Raw genomic sequence first — 19536 nt, 5'->3', positions numbered from 1 at the left:
CGGCCGCGTCCCGGGCGCTACTGCGCGGCCGGGACGACGCGCGGCCAGAGGTCCTCGGCCGGGGGCGACCACGACGCGCTCTCGGCCGAGCTCTGCTCCCCCGACCGGATGTCCTTCACCTGGTCCGCGCCGCGGGTCGTGCTGCCGTCGTCGGCCAGCTCGTCCCGGCCGGGGAACCAGACGAACGGGATGCCGCGTCGGTCGGCGTAGCGAATCTGCTTGCCGAACTTGGCGGCCGCCGGGGCGACGTCGCACGGGATACCTCGAGCGCGCAGCGCGAGCGCGACCTCGTCCGACTGCGCGCGGGACTCCTCGTCCGTCACGGCCACGAGCACGGCCGCGGGGACCGACCGGGTCGCCGCGACGAGCCCTGCGCCGACGAGACGCGAGACGAGGCGCGAGACGCCGATGGAGAGCCCGACGCCCGGGTACGTGTTCGCGCCGTCGGAGGCGAGCGTGTCGTAGCGCCCCCCGGAGCAGATCGACCCGAGCTCCTCGTGCCCGACCAGCACCGTCTCGTAGACGGAACCGGTGTAGTAGTCCAGGCCGCGGGCGATCTTCAGGTCAGCCACCACGACGCCCGGCGCGCGCCGCGACGCCGCGGTGATCAGCGCACCGAGCTCGGACAACCCCTGGTCGAGGAGAGCGCTCTCGACCCCGTGCGACGCCGCGAGCGCCCGGACACGGTCGACCACGGTCGTGTCGGCGCCGTGGATGGCGGCGAGGTCCAGGCAGGCCTGCGCCTGCTCCGCCGTCGCACCGCACTCGTCGACGAGCAGCTGCGCCACCCGTTCTGGGCCGATCTTGTCGATCTTGTCGATGTTCCGCAGCACCCCGTCGACGTCCTCGAGGCCGATCCCGCGGTAGAAGCCCTCGGCGACCCGGCGGTTGTTCACCAGGACCCGGACCTCCGGCACGCCGATCTCCCGCAGGGCCCCGAGGGCCTCGGCCATGACGAGGGGAAGCTCGACCTCGTAGTGGTAGGGCAGCTCGCCGGCGCCGACGACGTCGATGTCCGCCTGCACGAACTCGCGGAACCGCCCGTCCTGCGGGCGCTCCCCGCGCCAGACCTTCTGGATCTGGTGACGCTTGAACGGGAACGTCAGCCTGCCGGCGTTCTCCAGGACGTACCGCGCGAACGGCACGGTGAGGTCGAAGTGGAGCCCGAGCTGCTTGTCGGCACGGTCACCGCCCGAGCCGTCCTCCTGGAGACGCGAGAGGACGTAGACCTCCTTGGAGGTCTCCCCCTTGCGCAAGAGCTGGTCGAGCGGTTCGACGGCGCGGGTCTCGATGCCTGCGAAGCCGTGGAGCTCGAAGGTGCGTCGCAGCGTGTCGAGGATGTGCTGCTCGACGACGCGCGCGTCGGGGAGCCACTCGGGGAATCCGGACAGAGGTGTTGGGCGTGCCATGGCAGAGATCTTCCCAGACGACGACGGCCCGTGTCCCCGTCAAAGACGTGCCGCCCCGGTGAGATAGGGGTTGGTCGTCCGTTCGCGCGCGATCGTGGTGGCGGGGCCGTGCCCGGGCAGCACGACGAGATCGCCGTCGAGCGCGCCCACGACCGTCGTCAGCGTGTGCTGCATGGTCGCGGCGTCGCCGCCCGGGAGGTCGACCCGCCCGACGGTCCCCGCGAAGAGCACGTCGCCCGTCAGGACGAGGCGGCGCTCCTGCCCGTCGATCTCGACGCCGTCGACGCGGTAGAGCGTCGAGCCCTCGGTGTGCCCCGGTGCGGCCAGGCACGTCACGTCGATGCCGCCGAAGCGCATCTCGGTCGCGACCCCGGAGAACGTCTCGACCCTCTCCGGCACGCGGTGGTCGTCGACGTCGATCCCGGCCGCCGCAGCGATCGCGGGGACAAGACCGGACCCGGCGGGCTCCAGCGTGCCGAACGGGTCGGCGATCCGGTACGCGTCGGCCTCGGCCACCGTCAGCGGAACGTCGAACGCGGCGACGGCCGCCGCGGCATCCAGCACGTGGTCGACGTGCCCGTGCGTGGCAAGCACGGCGGCGACGTGCAACCCGTGCCGTTCGACATGCTCACGCACCGCACCGACCACACCGCCGGACGGGTCGATCACGACGCACGTCCCGTCGTCGTGCGCGACCAGGTAGCAGTTGGCGCCGAGCACCGTGGACGTGATCGTGGTGAGGGAGAGCATCGTCCCAGCCTAGCCACGACGCGCGACGTCCAGCACGAAGGCCGCCATCCCGCCTAGACTGTGGCGCGCCGCCGATCTCGGCGGGTCACGCAGCACAGAGGAGACGACAGAGTTGTCCGCGAGCAAACGCGATCGAGAACGCGCCGCGCAGCGCCGTCGTGAACAGAAGCGGCAGGCGGCGCTCGACGCGAGGGCCGCCCAGAGGCGCAGGACGTGGGCCTTCGTGGCGATCGGTGCGGTCCTGCTCCTCGTGGGGCTCGGCTCCTGGTGGCTCGTCTCCCAGGACGGGGACTCCGACACGGACGTCCCGACGTCGGCACCGGACCCGTCCACGGCGGAGAGCCGGGAGTGGACCGGGGAGCTGACGACGTCGGTCGGCGAGATCGGGGTCACGCTCGACGGCGCGGCCGCACCCGCCGCGGTGGCGAACTTCGTCGCCCTCGCCGACGCCGGCTACTTCGACGGCACCGACTGCCACCGCCTGACCACCGCGGGGATCTGGGTGCTCCAGTGCGGGGACCCGACGGGCACCGGGACCGGCGGACCCGGCTACTCGTTCGGCCCGATCGAGAACGCCCCCGCCGACGGTATCTATCCCGCAGGCACCATCGCCATGGCACGCACGGCCGAGCCGGACTCGATGGGAAGCCAGTTCTTCATCGTCTACCAAGACACCGAATTGCCCACCGACGGTGGTGGGTACACAGTGTTCGGCACGGTTACATCTGGCCTGGACGCCGTCCAGGCAGTCGCTGACGAGGGCACGGCAGACGGGGCGTCCGACGGCTCCCCCGCCACCCCCGTCACCATCGAAGGAGTGGAAATCAAGTGAGCGAGAGCACCGACAACCAGGCGCCCGAGCCGACGCCCACCGAGGCCTCCGCTCGCACCTCGGACGTGAGTCCTGCCCCCGAGCCCGCACCGGAACCCGCGCCCGAGCAGCCTGCTGCCCCGGCGCCGCGGCCGAAGCCGACGCCCAAGCCCCGGCCCGTCCCGCGGCCCGGACCGCCCGCCGCCGCGTCGAAGCAGACCCCGGGACCTGCCGCGCAGCCCGTCCCGGCACCGAACGACGCAGCAGCCGCCAAGGAGGCCGCGACCTACGGCCGGGTGGACGACGACGGCACCGTCTACGTCCGCGAGGAGAGCGGTGAACGGGCCGTCGGTCAGTTCGCCGCAGGGACGGGCGACGACCCGCTGGCGATGTACGTGCGTCGCTACCTGGACCTCAACGCCAAGGTGGACCTCTTCGACGCCCGGTTGGCGAGCACCGACCTCACCGTCAAGGAGATCGACTCCACCCTCGAACGGCTGCGGTCCGAGACGGCGGAGCCCTCTGCCGTCGGCAACCTCGCCGCACTGCGGTCGAAGGTCGAGGCGCTGGGCGTCCGTGCGGACGAGCGTCGCGCCGAGATCGCAGCCGAGCGCGCCGCGGCGAAGGCGGAGGCCGTGACCGAGCGGACCAAGATCGTCGAGGCCGCGGAGTCCATCGCGACCACGGATCCCGAGCGGATGCAGTGGCGTCCTGCCGGCGAGAAGCTCCGAGGCCTGCTCGACCAGTGGAAGGCCGCACAGCACAACGGCCCCCGCATCGACCGCACGGTCGAGGAGGAGCTCTGGAAGCGGTTCAGCCACGCACGCACCGCCTTCGACCGTGAACGCCGCCACTTCTTCTCCGAGCTCGAGGAGCGCAACGCGACGGCGAAGCGACTCAAGGAGCAGATCGTGGCCGAGGCCGAGGCTCTCTCCAGCAGCGTCGACTGGGGCCACGCGGCGGGCGCCTACCGCGACCTGATGACCCGGTGGAAGGCCGCCGGTCGCGCCGCACGCCGAGACGACGACGCCCTGTGGGCCCGATTCCGGTCCGCACAGGACGTCTTCTTCGGTGCGCGCGACGCCGCCAACGCCGAGATCGACGCCGAGTACGGCGCCAACCTGGTGGTCAAGGAGGAGATCCTGGCCGAGGCCGAGGCCCTCATTCCGGTCAAGGACCTCGAGGCGGCCAAGGCTTCGCTGCGGGACATCCAGGACCGCTGGGACGCTGCCGGCAAGGTCCCCCGCGGGGATCTCCAGCGGGTCGAGGGCCGTCTCCGCGCCGTCGAGAACGCCATCCGCGACGCCGACGAGGCGAAGTGGAAGAAGACGAACCCGGAGCAGCAGGCACGGGCCGAGGGCGCAGCGGCCCAGCTGCAGGACGCGATCGCCTCTCTCGAGGCCGATCTCGTCGCCGCGAAGGCCTCGGGCATCGACCGCAAGGTCAAGGACGTCACGGCGGCCCTCGAGGCGCGCAAGGCCTGGCTCGAGCAGATCGAGCAGGCCGCGCAGGACTCCCGCGGCTGACGGTCGTCCACAGGGGCGGGTCGGGCCTGGCGGTCGGGCTCGCCCCTGCGCGAGGGTGGGGCGGTGGCCACCCTTCGCGCTCTGCTGACGCCGTACTCGACCGAGATCGGCGCCGTCGTCCTGCCCCGAGACGTCGGCGGTCGGGTCGCGTTCGACGAGCTCCTCCGCCGCGGAGCGCTCACGCAGGTCTTCGGCGACGCCGCGGTCGTCGCGGGGACACCCCTGACACCGGCCCTGCGTGCCGAGGTCCTGACGACCGCCGCAGCGCGCGCGACCGTCCTCGCGGGCCGTAGCGCCGCCTGGGTCTTCGTCGGCGGGCCCGCACCCGCGGTGCTCGAGCTCATCTGCCCACCCGGCGCCGGGCGGCCGCGTGCCGTCAGCACGGTGCACACCCGCTACGTCCGCCTCCTCGCGGGCGAGACCGTGACCTGGGGAGCAGCCCCCGTCACCTCACCGCTACGAACGGTGCTCGACGTCGCCTCCGGCCCCCACGTGCCGCGACGTCGTGGCGGCGGCCCGCCGGAGCCCGCCGCCGTCGCCGAGGCCGTCGAGACGGTCGTGGCCGTCTGCGAGGCGACAGGCCTCAGTCCGCACGGCGCGGCGCGCGCGCTGAACCTCAGGTACCGGTGGACAGGGCGTGCGGTGGCCGAGGACGTCCTCATGCAGGCGGCGCTGCGGCTCGGTCCCCCGCTCCGGTCCGCACCAGCCTGAGGCCCGCGGACGTCCGACTACTCGGGCAGCTGTGGCACGGACTCCTGCTTGGACCCGGTGATCCGGTAGACGTCGAAGACCCCGTCGATCGTCCGGATCGCTGCGAGCACCTTGGTCAGGTGGCCCGGCTCCGCCATCTCGAAGACGAACCGCGAGATCGCGACCCGGTCGTTCGACGTCGAGACCGAGGCCGAGAGGATGTTCACGTGGTGGTCGGACAGCACCCGGGTCACGTCCGACAGAAGCCGGGAACGGTCGAGGGCCTCGACCTGGATCTGGACCAGGAACATGGTGTTCGCGCTCGTCGACCAGGAGACGTCCACGAACCGCTCGGGCTGCCGACGCAGCCCCTCCACGTTGGCACAGTCCGCACGGTGGATGCTGACGCCCGCTCCGCGGGTCACGAACCCGATGATCTCGTCGCCCGGCACCGGCGTGCAGCACTTCGCCAGCTTGACCCAGACGTCGTCGACGCCCTTGACCGTGACCCCGGGGTCCCCGGTCCGCACGCGCCGCGCCGTCTGGCCCGGACGCGCCGTCTCGGCGACGTCCTCCGTCGTCCCCTCGTCGCCGCCCATCGACTGCAGGAACTTCTTGACGACCGTCGACGCGGAGGTCTGGCCCTCCCCGATCGCGGCGTACAGGGCCGTGACGTCGGGGTAGCGAAGCTCGTTGGCGAGTGCCAGGAGCGACTCGTGGGAGAGCAGCCGCTGCAGAGGGAGATTCTGCTTGCGCATCGCGCGCGCCAACTGGTCCTTGCCGTGCTCGACGGCCTCCTCGCGGCGCTCCTTCGAGAACCACTGCCGGATCTTGTTGCGTGCCCGGGGGCTCTTGACGAAGCTCAGCCAGTCGCGACTCGGACCAGCGTTCTCGGAGCTCGACGTGAGCACGTCGACCACGTCGCCGTTGTCCAGTGCCGAGTCGAGCGGGACGAGTCGGCCGTTGACCCGCGCGCCCATCGTGCGGTGGCCGACCTCGGTGTGCACGGCGTAGGAGAAGTCGACCGGCGTCGAGCCCACCGGAAGCGCCAGCACGTCGCCCTTGGGCGTGAAGACGTACACCTCTCCGCCGGCGATCTCGAACCGCAGCGAGTCGAGGAACTCCGCGGGGTCGGCCGTCTCCTTCTGCCAGTCGACGAGCTGGCGCAACCAGTGCATGTCCGAGGATCCGTCGGCGGGGACGTTGCCCGCCTTCGCAGCCTCCTTGTACTTCCAGTGCGCCGCGACACCGTACTCCGCGCGCCGGTGCATGTCGTGCGTGCGGATCTGGATCTCCACGGGCTTGCCGCCCGGGCCGATCACCGTCGTGTGCAGCGACTGGTACATGTTGAACTTCGGCATCGCGATGTAGTCCTTGAACCGGCCCGGGACCGGGTTCCACCGCGCGTGCAACGAGCCGAGCGCCGCGTAGCAGTCGCGGACCGAGTCCACGAGCACCCGCACGCCCACCAGGTCGTAGATCTCCGCGAAGTCGTGCCCGCGGACGATCATCTTCTGGTAGATCGAGTAGTAGTGCTTGGGACGCCCCGTCACCGTCGCCTTGAGCTTGGCACCACGGAGATCGGCCGTGACCTGTTCCCGCACGACCGCGAGGTACTCCTCGCGCGCCGGCGCCCGCTCGGCGACGAGATGGACGATCTCGTCGTAGACCTTGGGGTACAACGCCGCGAACGACAGGTCCTCGAGCTCCCACTTGATCGTGTTCATCCCGAGCCGGTGCGCGAGCGGCGCGTAGATCTCCAGCGTCTCGCGCGCCTTGCGCTCGGCCGACGCGGCCGGGACGAACTTCCACGTCCGGGCGTTGTGCAACCGGTCCGCGAGCTTGATCACGAGCACGCGGATGTCGCGCGCCATCGCGACGACCATCTTGCGGACGGTCTCCGCCTGCGCCGCGTCGCCGTACGTCACCTTGTCGAGCTTGGTGACGCCGTCGACGAGCATGGCGATCTCCTCGCCGTACTCCTTGGTCAGCATCTCGAGGGAGTAGTCCGTGTCCTCGACGGTGTCGTGGAGCAGCGCAGCCTGCAGGGTCGACGGCGTCATCCCGAGCTCCGCCAGAATCGTCGCCACCGCGACGGGATGCGTGATGTACGGATCGCCGCTCTTGCGCATCTGACCCCGGTGCGCCTTCTCCGCCGTGCGGTACGCGCGAGAGATCCCCGAGACATCCGCCTTCGGATGGTTCGTCCGCACCGCCTGGAGGAGCGGTTCGAGCGTCGGCGAGGCCTGCGACTTGGCACCGAACAGGGAGATCCGTCCCCGCGAGCGGGGAGTGGTACGCGTCTCGTCGCTCAAAGCCACCTCCGTCGTCGCAACTTCTGGGCCAACGGGCGATATGCGCCCGCTGTCAGTGATGCGTCGATCCTACGCCGGGACTCCGAAGAGCGACGTCACCGAGCGACCGGAGAGCCGCGTCCGCCCGGCCAGCACGTCGATCTCGAGAAGGAAGTCGACACCGACCACCCGCGCCCCGCACTGCTCGACCAGTGCGCACGCCGCCTCGGCCGTGCCCCCGGTCGCCAGGACGTCGTCGACGACGAGGACACGAGCGCCCGCCGGAATCGACTTACGGCCTACCTCGAGCTCTGCCGAACCGTACTCGAGCTCGTAGGACACGGATCGGGTGGGCGGCGGCAGCTTGCCCGCCTTGCGAAGCGGGACGAACCCGGTGCCGAGACGGAGCGCCAGGGGCGCGCCCAGCAGGAAGCCGCGCGCCTCCATACCCACGACGAGGTCGACCTCACCACGACGCGCCGCAGCGAGGGCGAACGCCTCGACGACGTCGTGCAGGCCTTGCCCGTCAGCGAGCAACGGGGTGACGTCCTGGAACGTGACGCCGGCGACCGGATGGTCCGGGACCGCGCGCACGCGGCGGAGAGCCTCGTGCGCGCGACCGGGCTCGAACAGCTCAGGCTCGCGGACCTCGAGCGTCATCTGCGACGACGCCGGGGCTGGGAACTGTTCCCCCGGTGGTGGCCGGGAATCAGCTGTGCCCCGCCCTCAATGCCCGCGGCGGCGAGTGCGGCGTCCGCGTCGTCACCGGACTCCTCGGCGCGCGCCGCACGCTCGGTGAGGACGCGTTCGGTGTGCGCCTTGATCTTCGGCTCGCGCTCACGCAGGGCGACCTCCAACGGCGTGGCCAGGAAGATCGACGAGTACGCTCCCGCGACGATGCCGATGAAGAGGGCCAGCGCGATGTCGCGCAGCGTCCCTGCACCGAGCAGGAACGCTCCGATGAACAGGATGGACGAGACCGGAAGGAGCGCCACGACCGACGTGTTGATCGAGCGGACCAGCGTCTGGTTGACGGCCAGGTTCGCCCGCTCGGCGTACGTCGACCGCGACTGGTCGAGCACGCCCTTCGTGTTCTCACGCACCTTGTCGAACACGACGACCGTGTCGTACACGGAGTAGCCGAGAATCGTGAGGAACCCGATGACCGTGGCCGGCGTCACCTCCCAACCGATCAGCGCATACACGCCCGCGGTGATGACGACGTCGTGGAAGAGCGCGAGGATCGCCGCGGCGGACATGCGCCAGCTGCGGAAGTACACGGCCATGACGACGGCGACGAAGAGCAGGAAGATCACCAGTGCGCGCAGCGCGGCGGCCGAGACGTCCTTGCCCCAGACCGGACCGATGTAGGTGGACGTCACCTCCTCCGCGGAGACACCATAGGCGTCGGCGAGAGAATCGCTCATCGTCTCCAGCTCACCCGTGGTGAGCTCCTCCGTCTGCACACGGATCGAGTCGCCTCCGAGCACCGAGACCTTCGGCACCTCGCCCGGCGCGACGTCCTGGACGGCGTCGATCGCAGTCTGCTCCGAGGTGTCGTCCACGTTCGAGACGACGAACTCCGACCCTCCGCGGAACTCGATGCCGAGGTCGAAACCCTTGAAGGTCACGACGAGCAGCGCGAGGACGACCGCGATGATCGATGCCGCGAAGAACTTCTTGCGGCCGGCGACGATCCCGTAGGAACGACGACCGGTGTAGAGGTCGTTCCCCCACTGGGCGAATCCGCTTGCCATCAGTTCTTCTCCTCGTCCTGTGCGTACGTGCCGTCGCCGTCGACAGGCGGTTCGGCGTCGGCCTCACGTCGGCGCGCCGCGCGTCGCTCGGCGATGGTCATCCCGTCGGCACCGCCTCCGACCGTGGCGGGCTGAGGCAGGCGCGCGGGGGTGTCCGACGCGTCGGTCGTCGCCTCGTCGTCGAGCGAGAGCACGTCGTCCCGGCTCTTCGCGCGTCGCGTCGTGCCGCGGCCCGCGTAGCGGACGGACGTGACGCCGAGACGACGCGGGTCGAGGCCCGACCCGGGGTGCCCCTCGCCGAAGAACTTCGTCTTCGCGAGAAGCTGCAGCAGCGGATGCGTGAAGAGGAAGACCACGAGCAGGTCCACGAGCGTCGTGAGCCCGAGCGTGAACGCGAAGCCCTGGACCCCGCCGACCGCCAGGAGGTAGAGGATCGCCGCAGCGAGGAAGTTGACGGCGTCCGAGGCCACGATCGTGCGACGCGCTCGCGACCAGCCCCGGTCGACGGCGGCGGTGAGCCCGCGCCCGTCGCGCAGCTCGTCGCGCACACGCTCGAAGTAGACGATGAAGGAGTCTGCCGTGATGCCGATCGCGACGATCAGACCCGCGACGCCGGGCAGCGACAGCCGATACCCGTACGTCCACGAGAGCAGCGTGATCACCCCATAGGTGATCAGCCCGGCGATCAGCAGCGAGGCGACGGTCACGAGGCCGAGCCCGCGGTACTGGAACAGCGAGTAGACCGCGACGAGCGCCAGACCGATGAGACCGGCGATCAGACCCTTCTCGAGCTGGTCGGCGCCGAGCGTCGCAGAGATCTGCTCCTGGCTCTGGACCTCGAAGGTCAGCGGCAGCGCACCGAAGTTCAGCTGGCTCGCGAGCGTCGCCGACGACTCGCGCGTGAAGTTGCCCGAGATCTCCGCCTGGCCGTTGGTGATGACGGCGTTCATCGACGGTGCCGAGATGACGAGCCCGTCGAGGACGATGCCGAACTGGTTCTGCGGGCTCGGCAGGCCGACGAGACGCTCGGAGACTCCCTGGAAGGTGTCGGCGCCCTCGTCGGTGAACGTCAGGTTCACCGCCCACTCGTTCGTCTGAATGCCCTGGCTGTTGGTGCGAAGGCCCGAGGTCGCGTGGTCGATGTCGCTGCCCTCGACCTCGACCGGGCCGAGGATGTACTTGGCGAACCCGTCCTGGTCACAGGTGACCAGCGGTGCGTCGGGGTCGCTCGGCTCGCCGCCGACGAGGTTCGTCGGGTCGGTGCAGTCGAGGGCGTCGAACTCGGCCTGGACCTCCGGCGTGATCTGCGCGAGGTCACTGGGATCGGTCGGCTCCGGTGCCGGCTCGGTCGCCGCGTCGGTCGCGCCGTCCTCGGCGTCTGCCTCGGCGTCCTCGGTCGTCGCGTCGGCGGAATCCTCCGGCGCGGCGTCAGCGCTCTCGTCGCCGGTCGCGTCCGCGGACTCGTCGGAGCTCGGCGTCTCGGTCTCGGCGTCCGGGTCTTCGGCGGGCAGCGGCGAACCGACGGACAGCACCGGCCGGAACGTCATCTGCGCGGGCGTGACGATCAGGTCGATCGTCTCCTGGCTGACCTCACCGGGGATGCCGACGACGATGTTGCTGTCCCCCTGGCGGGCGATCTCCGCCTCGGCGACGCCCGACGAGTCGATGCGCTGGCGGATCACGGCGATGGACTGGTTGATGTCCTCGTCGGTGACCTCCTGCCCGTCGTCCGTCACCGGCGAGAGGATGAGCTGGGTCCCGCCCTGCAGGTCGAGCGCGAGCTCGGGCGACCAGCTCGCGCCGCCCGGGTTGTCCTCGCTCTTCGCGTCGAGCTGCGTCCCGGCAAAGATCGATGCGAAGAGCGCAACGATCAATGCACCGAGGACGACCAGTGTGCGTACAGGTCGCGTCCGTGACTTGGTGCTGGCCAACAGTCCGTCTCTTCTCGTGTCAGGGCGGCGCCATCGTCGGCGCACCGTCGTGCCCGGGGATCACCCCGGGCGCTTGATCACTTGGTCTTGTCGTCCTCGTCGCGCTGCTGCGCGTCGTCGCCCGAGGAGGTGTCCTTGGACAGGCCCGAGAGGTCGTCGGGGATCGTGACGTCGTCCGCGGCAGACTGGTCGTCCTTGGCGAGGTCGACGACAGGCTGCTCGTCGTCGGTCTCCTCGTCCTCCCCGGTCTCGTACTCCTCGCCCTCGAGTCGCTTGGCGATCGCGGCACGGAGCCAGCGCGTCTGGGCACCGCCGGGCTCGGTCTCGAGCGTGATGATGTCGCTGACGTCGTCCACCTCGACGACGGTCCCGAACAGGCCGGAGGCGGTCATCACGTCGTCGCCCGGCACCAGGGAGTGACGGAACTCCTGCTGCTTGCGCTGCTGCTTGCGCGTCCGGCTGCTCATGAGGAACAGAAGTCCCACCGCGAGGATGGCAAAGATGATCAGGGGGTCCATCAGGAGTCACAGTCCTTCGGGTTGCGGGCAGAGCGGCACGCGCAGTCTAGGCGTGTGGTCCACCCTGGGGCGAACCGCACACACCCGAGGTGCTGACGCGAGGTGCAGACAGTCTAGGGCCTTGAAGTGAGCGGTCCGTCACATTCAGGGGCAATTCGTCTCACGTGCCGAAAAGCCCGTCGGGCTGCGGCGGGGTGAGGCCGAGGTGCGTCCATGCCGCGGGAGTCGCGACGCGGCCGCGCGGCGTCCGCCCCATCAGACCTTCGCGGACGAGGTAGGGCTCCGCGACGGTCTCGACGGTGTCCGGCTCCTCACCGACGCTCACGGCAAGCGTCGACAGCCCGACCGGGCCACCGCCGAACCGTGTGCAGAGAGCCTCGAGAACGCCCCGGTCCAACCGGTCGAGCCCGAGCGCGTCGACCTCGTAGACCTCGAGCGCGGCCCGGGCGGCCCGCAGGTCGAGCCCTCCGTCCCCGCGCACCTGCGCCCAGTCCCGCACGCGCCGCAGCAGGCGGTTGGCGATCCGCGGGGTTCCCCGTGAGCGGGAGGCGATCTCGGCAGCCGCGTCCGCGTCGAGACGGACACCGAGCAGACCCGCCGACCGGACGAGCACCCGCTCGAGCTCGCCCGCCGCGTAGAAGTCGAGATGCCCCGTGAACCCGAACCTGTCTCGCAACGGGGCGGGCAGCAGCCCCGCGCGTGTCGTCGCGCCGACGACGGTGAACGGCGGAAGGGTCAGCGGGATCGCGCTCGCCCCGGGCCCCTTGCCGACGACGACGTCCACGCGGAAGTCCTCCATGGCGACGTACAGCAGCTCCTCCGCGGGCCGCGCGAGCCGATGGATCTCGTCGATGAAGAGAACCTCGCCCTCCTCGAGCGACGAGAGCACCGCGGCGAGGTCGCCGGCGTGCTGGATCGCCGGGCCCGACGTCACGCGGAAGGACGTCCCGAGCTCCCCGGCGATGATCATGGCGAGCGTCGTCTTGCCCAGACCGGGCGGGCCGGACAGGAGGACGTGATCCGGTGGGACACCGCGCCCGAGCGCGGCGTGAAGGACGAGCGAGAGCTGGTCCCGAACGGTGGCCTGTCCGACGAAGTCGGCCAGCGCGCGTGGTCGGAGCGCCGCCTCGGCGGCTCGCTCCAGGTCGTCGGCGCCCGAGGTCACGACCCGCTCGGACACGGTGCCGAGGAGCGACTCGTCCGCCCCCACCTGGTCGAAGTCAGCCACGTTGGGCCCCCAGGATCCGCAGGGCGGCCCGGAGCGCCCCGGCGACATCGGCCTCCTCGACGATCTCGGCGTCGGCCTGCCGGAGGACGGTGGACACCGTCTCGTCCGCGACCTTGGTGGTCCACCCGAGTCCGACGAGCGCGTCGACGACCTGGTCGCGCTGGTCGGTCCCCACCTCCGACGAGGACGGGCCGGGCTCGGCCTGGGCGGGCACGCCGAGCCGGTCACCCAGCTCGAGGGTGATCCGCTGCGCCCCCTTGCGTCCGATGCCCGGGACGCGGACCAGCGCGGCCAGGTCCTCCGAGGCCACCGCCCGACGCAGCCCGTCCGGGGTGTGCACGGCGAGCATCGCGAGCGCCAGCCGTGGGCCGACGCCGCTGACCGACTGCACGGTCTCGAAGACATGACGTTCGTCGTCGTCGCCGAATCCGTAGATCGTCATCGAGTCCTCGCGGACCACGAGGCTCGTCGCGAGCCGCACGCGCTCGCCGACACGGAGCCCCGCGAGAGTCGCGGGCGTCGCGTGGACCAGGTAGCCCACTCCCCCGACGTCGATCACGGTGCGGTCGAGCGAGACCGCCTCCACCGTGCCGGACAACGATGCGATCACACCAGGCCTCCCTGAGCTCAGGCGAACATATGTACGAATCTCACGCTACACGGTGCCTCTCACCGCTTGCCGCGGCGCGCCGTGTGCTCGGCCGCCGCCCACGCCCGCTGCGCGGCGGTGAGCTGGTGCCGGTCGCCGCCCTGGAGCGCACCCCCCGGTCTCCAGAGATGGCAGATCGCGATGGCGAGCGCGTCCGCCGCGTCGGCGGGTCGCGGCGGCTCGGCGAGGCTGAGGATCTGGGCGACCATCCGCTGCACCTGCTCCTTGCCCGCGCGTCCGGACCCCGTGACGGCAGCCTTGACCTCGCTGGGCGTGTGGAGCGCGACGGGGATCCCCCGCCGGGCCGCCGCGACCATGGCCAGCCCCGCCACCTGCGCGGTCCCCATCACCGTCGGGACGTTGTTCTGGGCGAAGACACGCTCGACGGCCACGACGTCGGGGACGTGCTCGTCCATCCACGCGCCCAGGCGCTGGTCGATCTGCAGGAGACGCAGGTCGACGGAGGTCTCGGCCGGACTCGTCAGCACGCCGACGTCGACGAGGGCGGCGCGCCGCCCGGACAGCTGGTCGACGACACCGACGCCACAACGCGTCAGGCCCGGATCCACCCCGAAGACTCGCACCGGGTCACTGTCCCACGGGCGTGGGACACGCGTCGCACCCCACGCCGCGCCGGTCAGTCCTCGTCGAGCGCGGCCAGGACCTCGTCGGGTGCGTCGAAGTTCGCGTAGACGTTCTGCACGTCGTCACTGTCCTCGAGCGCGTCGATGAGGCGCAGGATGTTGCGGGCGCCGTCGACGTCGACCTCGACCTGCATGGAGGGGTGCCAGATGACGTCCGCCGAGTCGTAGTCGATCCCGGCCTCCTGCAGCGACGTGCGCACCGGTACGAGGTCGGTCGCCTCGGACAGCACCTCGAACGACTCGCCCAGGTCCGTGACCTCCTCGCCCCCGGCCTCGAGCACGGCCTCCATCACGGAGTCCTCGTCGGTCCCCTCCTTGGGCACGATCACGACACCCTTGCGGGAGAAGAGGTAGGAGACGGACCCCGGGTCGGCGAGCTGGCCGCCGTTGCGGCTGAACGCGGTCCGCACCTCGGCGGCCGCGCGGTTCTTGTTGTCGGTCAGACACTCGACGAGGACGGCGATCCCGCCGGTGCCGTACCCCTCGTACATGATCGTCTGGTAGTCCACACCACCGCCGTCGGCACCCGAGCCGCGCTTGACCGCGCGGTCGATGTTGTCGTTCGGCACCGACGACTTCTTCGCCTTCTGCACGGCGTCGAAGAGGGTCGGGTTGCCCGCAAGATCCCCGCCACCGGTCCGCGCGGCGACCTCGATGTTCTTGATGAGCTTGGCGAACAACTTGCCACGCTTGGCGTCGATCGCGGCCTTCTTGTGCTTGGTCGTAGCCCACTTGGAGTGACCTGACATTGCCCGCTTTACTCCTTCACGATGGTGACGAAGAGCTCGTGCACGCGCGCGTCCCCCGTGATCTCCGGGTGGAACGACGTCGCGAGCAGCGCTCCTTGGCGTACGGCGACGATCCTACCGGCGGCCGCGTCGTCCCGGCCGTCGGGCACCCGGGCGAGGATCTCGACGCCGGTTCCGACCTCCTCGACCCACGGGGCGCGGATGAACGTCGCCGGCAACGCCCCGCCGGCGATCCCGGCCATCTCGAGGTTCGTCTCGAACGAGTCGACCTGCCGCCCGAACGCGTTGCGCCGCACGGTCATCTCGATGCCGCCCACGGTCTGCTGGTCGTGGGAGCCGTCGATCACGCGGTCGGCGAGCAGGATCATCCCGGCGCAGGACCCGTAGACCGGCAGGCCCTGGCCGATCCGTTCGACCAGCAGGTCTCGCAGCTCGAAGATCCGCAGGAGCTTGTCAATCGTGGTCGACTCCCCGCCCGGCAGGACGAGGCCGTCGACGGCCTCCAGCTCGGCAGGGCGGCGCACCGGGACGGCCCGCGCCCCGCTCTGCTCAAGCGCGGAGACATGTTCGCGGACGTCGCCCTGCAGGGCCAGCACACCGATGGAGGGTTTCACCGGGCCATCGTAGACGGGCCCGACGACGGGTCCGTACTCAGATGCCGAGGGTCCGCAGGTCACGGGCGGCCGGTTCTCCCGCCGCCCGGGAGAAGTCGTCGAGGGCGGCGGTCAGAGCCTCCCGCTCGGCAGAGGTCATCGCCCCGAGGATCTCGGCGATCGCTCGTCGGCGGGACTCGGTCACGTCCTCCACGAGCTGCAGCCCCCGCGCGGTGAGCTCGATACGGACGGCCCCGCGCCGGTCGGGGTCCTCGGTACGGACGACCCACCCTGCGGCCACGAGCCTGTCGGCGTTGCGCGAGAACGTCGACGGGTGGATGTCGAGATGGTCGGCGACGACGCCCGAACGCGTCGGTCCGTCGTGGGCGAGGAGCACGAGGACCCTGAACTGCGGGAGCGAGACCTCCTCCAGCGCATCGGCGACGGAACGGGCGATCACGCCCAGAAGCGCGCGCGAGGCCTGGAGCGTGGCACGGGCGGAGTCGTCGACGGCGGACATCCGATCAGGATATCTGGCCGGAACCTGGTCCGTGTATTGATACATTCATTGCATGCCTACATGTCTCCTGCACGGTCTCCGCACACGAACAGCGGCGAGCATTCGTGTCGGAACTGTCGGGATCGTCGCCGTCACGGTCGCCGTCGGCGCGGTGACCGGACTCGCCGCCGTCGGGTTCCGATGGCTCATCACGGAGACGACCACGCTCTTCAGCGGCACGGCCGACTTCTCGGCCGCGGCACCCGGCACCCACCCCGGGTACGAGGGCGTGAGCTGGCTCGGCCCCTGGTTCGTCGTCCTCGTCCCGGCGGTCGGCGGCCTGATCTACGGACCGCTCGTCTATCGCTACGCCCGCGAGGCCCGCGGCCACGGCGTCCCGGAGGTCATGCTCGCCGTCTCCCGGAACGGCGGCCGCATCCGCCCTCGCGTCGCGGCGGTCAAGGCCGTCGCCTCGGCGATCTGTATCGGCTCCGGGGGCAGCGTCGGGCGGGAGGGACCGATCGTCCAGATCGGATCCGCGCTCGGGTCGGGGATCGCCCAGGCCCTGCACCTGCCCCTTCATCGTGTACGCACCGTCGTCGCGGCCGGCGCGGCGGCGGGGATCGCCGCGACGTTCAACGCCCCGGTCGCCGGCGTACTGTTCGCCATGGAGCTGATCCTCCGCTCGTACTCGGCGGGGTCGTTCGGCCTGGTCGTGGTCGCCGGCGTCGTCGGATCGATCGTCTCGCGCGCCCTCGTGGGCGACGCACCGTTCCTCGACCTGCCCCCGTTCGCCGTCGACAGTCCCTGGGCCTACCTGGTCTTCGCCGCGCTCGGTGTCCTCGCCGGACTCGTCGGCGTGGTCTTCGTCCGGTTCCTCTACGCCACCGAGGACTTCTGCGACAGGATCTGGCGCGGGCCGGAGTGGGCCCGCCCGGCCGTGGGCGGCCTTGTGCTCGGGGTCGTCCTCCTGGTGCTGCCCCAGATGTACGGCGTCGGGTATCCCGTCCTGGAGGCGAGCGTGGCCGGTCGGTACGCGGTCGGGTTCCTCGCGCTGCTCCTCGTCGGCAAGGTCGTCGCCACGAGCCTGACGCTCGGCATCGGCGGCTCGGGCGGCGTCTTCGCACCCTCGCTCTTCATCGGTGCCGTGCTCGGTGCGTCCGTCGGGCAGGTCGTGCACGCTGTCGCCCCGGACCTCGCGCCCTCGCCCGGGGCGTTCGCGATCGTGGGGATGGGCGCCGTCTTCGCCGGGACCGCCCGCGCGCCGCTGACCGCCGTCATCATGCTCGTGGAGCTCACGGACCAGTACTCGGTCGTGCTGCCGCTCATGCTCGCGATCGTGCTCGCGACCGGGACGAGCAGGCTCTTGAGCGCCAACACGGTGTACACCCTCAAGCTGCGCCGGCGAGGAGTCGTCCTCGACGGGCACCCGGCGGACCAGATCCTCCATGACGTCCCCGTCCGGACGGTGATGGAACCTGCGCCCTCCTCCGTCACGTCGTCGACCCGCGTGAGCAGCGCCACCCGGCTCCTGCTCGGCAGCGGCCGCACGACGCTTCCCGTGTGCGACGAGGGTGCGCTCGTCGGCCAGTTCCGTGCCGACGCGGCCTCGGAGGTGCTCGAGCTCGACGACGAGGCGACCGAGGCACGGGTCGGCGACGCGGTGGACGACGTCGCACGGATCCCCGTCTCCTCGACGCTGTTGGAGGCTCTCGAGGCGCTACGCCGCTTCCCCCACGACGAGGGCGGGGCCGTGACGGACGGCGAGGCGCTCGTCGGATGGCTCTCGCACCGCACGGTGCTCACCGCGCTCTCGGCCGCACCGTCCGCCAACCGCGCAGCCCGCCCAGCGAACCGGAGCCTGGCAGCGGCGGAGCGCTAGCCGCCCCCGGTCCCCAGGTGACGCACGACGCCGTCCCACCCTGCCCCGAGAGAACGCACCAGGTCGGGAAGCTCGGCCGGAAAGACCTCGATGTCGACGGTCTCCAGGTCGGTCGCGGACCACCAGCGCACGTCGTCGACCACCTCGCGCTCGACGGCGGTCCACCCGTCCCGGCTCAGCGCACCGGCGCTCTCGCGCGAGACCCGGGCGACGAAGATCTCTTCGTCCTGGCGACAGTGCTCGGCGAAGAAGTCGAACAGCGCGCTGCGCCGGACGACGGGCCCCTCGAGATCAGCCTCGGCGAGCACGATCCCGGTCTCCTCACGGACCTCGCGCACGGCGGCGGCGCACGCCGACTCGCCCGGGTCGATCCCGCCGCCGACGGTGAACCACCACGACCGGCCCGGCTGGTCGACGTCGTGCCCGCGCACGAGCAGCACCCGGCCGTCCGGGTCCAGCAGGATCACGCGCGCGGCGCGTCGGTGCCGCAGACCGTCCGGTCCGGGCACCCAGTCGGCTCCGAGGACGGGCCGGCGCGGAGGAAGGTCGACCATCGGGCCAGGCTACGGGTTCCACGCCCGACCGATGCACGACGACGCCCCCGGACCGTCCGGTCCGGGGGCGTCGTCGATCAGGATGTCGTCACCAACCGCGCTCGGCGAGCCGGTGCGGCTCCGGGATCTCGTCGACGTTGATCCCGACCATCGCCTCGCCGAGACCGCGCGACACGTTCGCGATGACGTCGGGGTCGTCGAAGAACGTCGTGGCCTTGACGACGGCCGCGGCACGCTCGGCCGGGTTGCCCGACTTGAAGATGCCGGACCCGACGAAGACGCCCTCGGCACCGAGCTGCATCATCATCGCGGCGTCGGCAGGGGTCGCGATGCCGCCCGCGGTGAAGAGCACGACGGGGAGCTTGCCCGTGGCCGCGACCTCCTTGACGAGCTGGTACGGCGCCTGGAGCTCCTTGGCGGCCACGTAGAGCTCGTCCTCGGGCAGGGACGCGAGCGCGCGGATCTGCTGACGGATCTGACGCATGTGCGTCGTCGCGTTCGAGACGTCACCGGTGCCGGCCTCGCCCTTCGAGCGGATCATCGCCGCACCCTCGGTGATACGACGGAGCGCCTCGCCGAGGTTCGTCGCACCGCAGACGAACGGAGCCTTGAACGCCCACTTGTCGATGTGGTTCGCGTAGTCGGCCGGGGTGAGGACCTCGGACTCGTCGATGTAGTCGACACCGAGCGACTGCAGGACCTGTGCCTCGACGAAGTGGCCGATGCGCGCCTTGGCCATCACCGGGATCGAGACGGCCTCGATGATGCCGTCGATCATGTCCGGGTCGCTCATGCGCGACACGCCGCCCTGGGCGCGGATGTCGGCCGGGACACGCTCGAGAGCCATGACGGCCACTGCACCGGCGTCCTCGGCGATCTTCGCCTGCTCCGGCGTGACGACGTCCATGATCACGCCGCCCTTGAGCATCTCCGCCATTCCACGCTTCACGTGCGCGGTCCCGACGTTCGTGCCCTCCGGGGTGGTCTCGTTCGTCACCACTACCTCACCTTCACTCTGCTGGTCGTGCGATCGCCCCGCGGACGCCGCCGGA

The 19536-nt window shown here is 70.9% G+C and carries 19 protein-coding genes; 4 read left to right on the top strand and 15 right to left on the bottom strand.

Translation table 11 applies throughout. The features are described from left to right. Positions 1 to 17 precede the first annotated feature (17 nt). Together hisS and BLU20_RS08180 are read right to left on the bottom strand one after the other, a co-directional pair. Positions 18 to 1409 (bottom strand): histidine--tRNA ligase, encoded by a 1392-nt coding sequence (gene hisS, locus BLU20_RS08185; protein ID WP_083372212.1) that lies wholly within the window; start codon positions 1407 to 1409, stop codon positions 18 to 20. Between the two features lie 39 nt (positions 1410 to 1448). After that, positions 1449 to 2159 (bottom strand): MBL fold metallo-hydrolase, encoded by a 711-nt coding sequence (locus BLU20_RS08180; protein WP_083372211.1) that lies wholly within the window; start codon positions 2157 to 2159, stop codon positions 1449 to 1451. 112 nt (positions 2160 to 2271) lie between these two features. On the opposite strand from BLU20_RS08180, the gene BLU20_RS08175 reads away from it, so the two are divergent. The 3 genes from BLU20_RS08175 (at position 2272) to BLU20_RS08165 (ending at position 5207) form a co-directional block, all read left to right on the top strand. Next, positions 2272 to 2991, top strand: a complete 720-nt coding sequence (locus tag BLU20_RS08175; protein WP_083372210.1) for a peptidylprolyl isomerase — start codon at positions 2272 to 2274, stop codon at positions 2989 to 2991. Further along, entirely contained in the window at positions 2988 to 4496 is a 1509-nt protein-coding gene (locus BLU20_RS08170) for a DUF349 domain-containing protein (protein WP_083372209.1), read from the top strand. Before BLU20_RS08175 ends, BLU20_RS08170 begins: the two co-directional genes overlap by 4 nt. 63 nt (positions 4497 to 4559) lie before the next feature. Further along, positions 4560 to 5207 carry a hypothetical protein gene (locus BLU20_RS08165; RefSeq protein ID WP_083372208.1) on the top strand — a complete coding sequence of 216 codons (648 nt, stop codon included), beginning with the start codon at positions 4560 to 4562 and terminating at the stop codon, positions 5205 to 5207. A 17-nt stretch (positions 5208 to 5224) separates the two neighbouring features. On the opposite strand, the gene BLU20_RS08160 is transcribed toward BLU20_RS08165, so the two are convergent. From BLU20_RS08160 to BLU20_RS08110, 11 genes are all read right to left on the bottom strand, one after another. Continuing rightward, positions 5225 to 7501 (bottom strand): RelA/SpoT family protein, encoded by a 2277-nt coding sequence (locus BLU20_RS08160; protein WP_407946454.1) that lies wholly within the window; start codon positions 7499 to 7501, stop codon positions 5225 to 5227. Between the two features lie 69 nt (positions 7502 to 7570). After that, entirely contained in the window at positions 7571 to 8140 is a 570-nt protein-coding gene (locus tag BLU20_RS08155) for an adenine phosphoribosyltransferase (RefSeq protein ID WP_083372206.1), read from the bottom strand. Further along, positions 8137 to 9237 (bottom strand): protein translocase subunit SecF, encoded by a 1101-nt coding sequence (gene secF / locus BLU20_RS08150; RefSeq protein ID WP_083372205.1) that lies wholly within the window; start codon positions 9235 to 9237, stop codon positions 8137 to 8139. The genes BLU20_RS08155 and secF overlap by 4 nt, the downstream gene beginning before the upstream one ends. Next, entirely contained in the window at positions 9237 to 11168 is a 1932-nt protein-coding gene (secD, locus tag BLU20_RS08145; protein ID WP_083372204.1) for a protein translocase subunit SecD, read from the bottom strand. The genes secF and secD overlap by 1 nt, the downstream gene beginning before the upstream one ends. Positions 11169 to 11245: 77 nt before the next feature. After that, the gene (yajC, locus tag BLU20_RS08140; protein ID WP_083372203.1) at positions 11246 to 11686 is read right to left on the bottom strand and encodes a preprotein translocase subunit YajC; all 441 of its coding nucleotides are present in this window, start codon (positions 11684 to 11686) and stop codon (positions 11246 to 11248) included. Positions 11687 to 11846: 160 nt separating this feature from the next. Further along, positions 11847 to 12896 (bottom strand): Holliday junction branch migration DNA helicase RuvB, encoded by a 1050-nt coding sequence (ruvB, locus tag BLU20_RS08135; protein ID WP_407946485.1) that lies wholly within the window; start codon positions 12894 to 12896, stop codon positions 11847 to 11849. A 10-nt stretch (positions 12897 to 12906) separates the two neighbouring features. Then, on the bottom strand, positions 12907 to 13524 hold the full coding sequence (gene ruvA / locus BLU20_RS08130; protein WP_083372201.1) for a Holliday junction branch migration protein RuvA: 618 nt from the start codon (positions 13522 to 13524) through the stop codon (positions 12907 to 12909). Between the two features lie 59 nt (positions 13525 to 13583). Further along, positions 13584 to 14147, bottom strand: a complete 564-nt coding sequence (gene ruvC, locus BLU20_RS08125; protein ID WP_029253488.1) for a crossover junction endodeoxyribonuclease RuvC — start codon at positions 14145 to 14147, stop codon at positions 13584 to 13586. A gap of 53 nt (positions 14148 to 14200) precedes the next feature. Then, complete coding sequence (locus tag BLU20_RS08120; RefSeq protein WP_029253489.1) at positions 14201 to 14956, bottom strand: YebC/PmpR family DNA-binding transcriptional regulator; 756 nt, start codon at positions 14954 to 14956, stop codon at positions 14201 to 14203. Positions 14957 to 14964: 8 nt separating this feature from the next. Beyond that, positions 14965 to 15570: a pyridoxal 5'-phosphate synthase glutaminase subunit PdxT gene (gene pdxT / locus BLU20_RS08115; RefSeq protein WP_083372986.1), complete on the bottom strand. Its 606-nt coding sequence runs from the start codon at positions 15568 to 15570 to the stop codon at positions 14965 to 14967. A 37-nt stretch (positions 15571 to 15607) separates the two neighbouring features. Further along, a complete protein-coding gene (locus BLU20_RS08110) occupies positions 15608 to 16069 on the bottom strand; it encodes a MarR family winged helix-turn-helix transcriptional regulator (protein ID WP_172829051.1) in 462 nt (153 codons plus the stop codon). A gap of 52 nt (positions 16070 to 16121) precedes the next feature. Here BLU20_RS08110 and BLU20_RS08105 point away from each other — a divergent pair, with 52 nt between their 5' ends. Continuing rightward, positions 16122 to 17930, top strand: a complete 1809-nt coding sequence (locus BLU20_RS08105; protein WP_083372199.1) for a chloride channel protein — start codon at positions 16122 to 16124, stop codon at positions 17928 to 17930. On the opposite strand, the gene BLU20_RS08100 is transcribed toward BLU20_RS08105, so the two are convergent. Together BLU20_RS08100 and pdxS are read right to left on the bottom strand one after the other, a co-directional pair. Beyond that, positions 17927 to 18484, bottom strand: a complete 558-nt coding sequence (locus BLU20_RS08100; RefSeq protein ID WP_043109956.1) for an NUDIX hydrolase — start codon at positions 18482 to 18484, stop codon at positions 17927 to 17929. The genes BLU20_RS08105 and BLU20_RS08100 overlap by 4 nt on opposite strands. A gap of 88 nt (positions 18485 to 18572) precedes the next feature. Further along, positions 18573 to 19481, bottom strand: a complete 909-nt coding sequence (gene pdxS, locus BLU20_RS08095; RefSeq protein WP_029253494.1) for a pyridoxal 5'-phosphate synthase lyase subunit PdxS — start codon at positions 19479 to 19481, stop codon at positions 18573 to 18575. Positions 19482 to 19536 lie beyond the last annotated feature (55 nt).

The sequence above is a fragment of the Paraoerskovia marina genome (assembly GCF_900105445.1).
In the GTDB taxonomy this organism is placed as follows: domain Bacteria; phylum Actinomycetota; class Actinomycetes; order Actinomycetales; family Cellulomonadaceae; genus Paraoerskovia; species Paraoerskovia marina.
Note: the sequence above shows the minus strand (reverse complement) of the source record. Positions and strands in the feature narration are given on the sequence as shown.